Origin of the sequence: Nostoc sp. DedQUE02, from assembly GCF_034531035.1 — a bacterium.
Taxonomy (GTDB): domain Bacteria; phylum Cyanobacteriota; class Cyanobacteriia; order Cyanobacteriales; family Nostocaceae; genus Nostoc.
In genome coordinates, this window is record NZ_JAVRBY020000136.1 from 1 (window position 1) to 2,792 (window position 2,792).

Consider the following 2,792-nt stretch of genomic DNA (forward strand, 5'->3'; position numbering starts at 1 on the left):
CCCCGCCGCAACTTCTTTTTTACAGGCCGAAGCCTTCATTCGAAATCGCTCCAGTTGACAGGAGTTCAGACGCGCATTCTTATCTTTGAGTAAACCCAGCAGTGCTTCAACTACCTGTGGCGAGGCGTTGCCCAACTTGCCCAATGCTTCAGCAGCAGAGTAACGCACACTCTTAGTCTCATCTTTAAGTAAACCCAGCAGTGTTTCAACTACCCGTGGCGAGGCATTGCCCAACTTGCCCAATGCAAAAGCAGCAGAGTAACGCACAATCTGACTCTTATCTTTGAGTAAACCCAGCAGTGCTTCAACTACCTGTGGTGAGGCGTTGCCCAACTTACCCAATGCAAAAGCAGCAGAGTCACGCACACTCTCATCTTTGAGTAAACCCAGCAGTTCTGCCAATACTTCCTGTTGTTCACCTAAAGCTGCCCGATATTCTCGCAGTCGCCCTTTATTTATCAAATCTGCTGATGCTTTCAACAGTTGTAGTGCTTGAGCTTGAAACTGGGTTTCATTTAAATTGCAAATAATTTGAAAAACTTGTGATTTAACTTTCTCACCTACTCCTTGAGAATCGCTAACTTCAAGCTCAATTAATCGCCGCAAAATATCTGTAATCAATTTACCATCAGATAATTTTAAATCTTCAGCTAAACAAGTCCCTGCAAATAAAAGATTGCGGTGCAGCCATTCTTCATAAGGAGTCTCTTGTTGCAGAATTTCATCAATTATTCTTTTCGAGTTATTTTGATTTTGTTGAGCTATTAACAGCAACAACACCTCTCGCCAGTGGGAATTGTGTAGATAATTTTCAATGTGATTTAGTACTTTGTTAAAGTTTTCTGATTGGAAATCGCGTATTTCTTCACCTGCCAAATATTCCTGAAATATCTTATGCACAAAGGCATATCTATCTTGACCTTGTTCGTTTAATAAACCACAGCGTTCTGTAATATGGTCAACTAAGCGTTTGGCTTCGGCTTCAGCTTGATGTTTCTGAACTTTATAACTACATTCACGAATATATTCGCTTAATTGCGTAATTAACTCATCTCTATCAATTAGCGTACCACCTTCTTTATCGCCAGTTTCCCCTTGAGAATGAATCCAGTAAGCGAGGTGTTGCATCAATATTTTGATATCGTCTAATTTAATATACTCCAGATTCCAAGACTCAATCCCCTTGTTTACATCCCAGTTAATCAATAGCGTATCAACTGCCTGTTCATAGAGTTTATGTCGCTGTCTGGGCAAATGTGCGTCATAGCGATGAATCAAGGCAATGATTGTCAGTAGTAAAGGATTCCGTGCTAATAATTTGATGCGTTTTTGTGCTGCTAATGCTTTTTTTAAGCTTTCTTGGCGCTCTTGTGCTTTTTCTGGGTTGTTTGGCAGTCTGCTGTTATACCATTGCTGAATAAATAAATCAATTTGATTATCATTAAACTTTTCCAGATGATAATGAGGAAATTCATCTGTACCAAAAAACTCTCGACTATAACCTGCTGGACGCGAAGTTATAATTGCCCGATTTTGAGAATATTGTCCGAGAAAGCTGTGAATTATCTTTACAAATTCATAGCGATCGCTTGGTTTAGCGATTTCATCTAAGCCATCAAGTAAAATTAACGCTCTCCCATCTTCTAACCAATGTTCAAAGAAACCTTTGGGCAATTCTTTAACATGAATACTATTGGCAAAATTGCGTACATATTCTAAAAGATTCTTTGTTGAAGCTTTGCCTAAGTCTCTAATTCTAATCAAAATTGGCAGTAACTCTAAGTCTGCTGATAAACCGAGTTTTTCAATCTGCTGTTGAGCCAGTACCAAAGCAAAGTAACTCATCAAAGTTGTTTTACCAATTCCTGGTTCTCCCAATACAACAAATTTATTGCGTGTACTTTCTTTCAGCAGTTCTTGGGCTGAGAATTTCTTGGCACTAGTTTGTTGTTCCCAAAGTAAATTTTGCTGGTGTTGTTGGTTGGCTGTCTCTTCTAAAGCCAAATCTAGATTTAAATTTAAACCTGTGCTTGCTCTAGCTTCCACCTGCTCAACTACATTAGGCATCACAAAAATTTGTGGTAGTTTTGCAAATTTTTCTTCTTCTTTTGTTTTTACCTTTATGCCGACAAATTCAACACCATCAAAATAATGTGACAGTTGTTTGAGATAATCTGTTTTAGCAATTTGAAACTTTAAATATGTATTAGTGTGTTCAAAATAAGCATCTACAAAGTTTTTCAGCCAATGTTCAATACTCTCTTTGGGAAACTTTAAGTTTGGTTTATCTGATTTGATTTTGTGGAATATTTGAATTAAAACTTCTAGATTTGGGGTTGTTTTCTCTGTAAAAGGCTTCTGTAATTCTTCTTGAGTTCCTGTATCTTTGAAAAACCTCTCTAAAAGTTCTCTCGCATCCTTTGGCGTACAATGAAAAAATAAATGCTTATCATAAACTTGACTATAATCCCACTCTTGGGCCGATTGTACACCTGCTTTCAAAGCTTTTTCTAAGTCTGTAGGATTTAATTCCCTATTGATTTTCTTAACAATTTCTGGAGCTACTGCTTTTACTACTGGGCCGACAATAGCTAATAACTCTACGCTCATATTGCTTGAGATATATAGTTTGTATACATACTACACGCTTATTAGCTTTGTCAGCCCCCGTGCGAATTTTATAACTGATATCATGTCCGCCAAATTACCCATAATAAAAGAACCCCACCCCCAACCCCTCCCCGCTCTTCGGGCTACGGTGTACACACATCTTTCTAGAAAACCAAAATTGT

The 2,792-nt window shown here is 38.1% G+C and carries 1 protein-coding gene; it reads right to left on the minus strand.

Annotated features, from left to right (window positions below; genetic code table 11):
• Positions 1-2,610: NACHT domain-containing protein (locus tag RMX98_RS36135; protein WP_409882109.1), on the minus strand; the 2,610-nt coding region annotated here is incomplete at its 3' end.
• Positions 2,611-2,792: the final 182 nt, after the last annotated feature.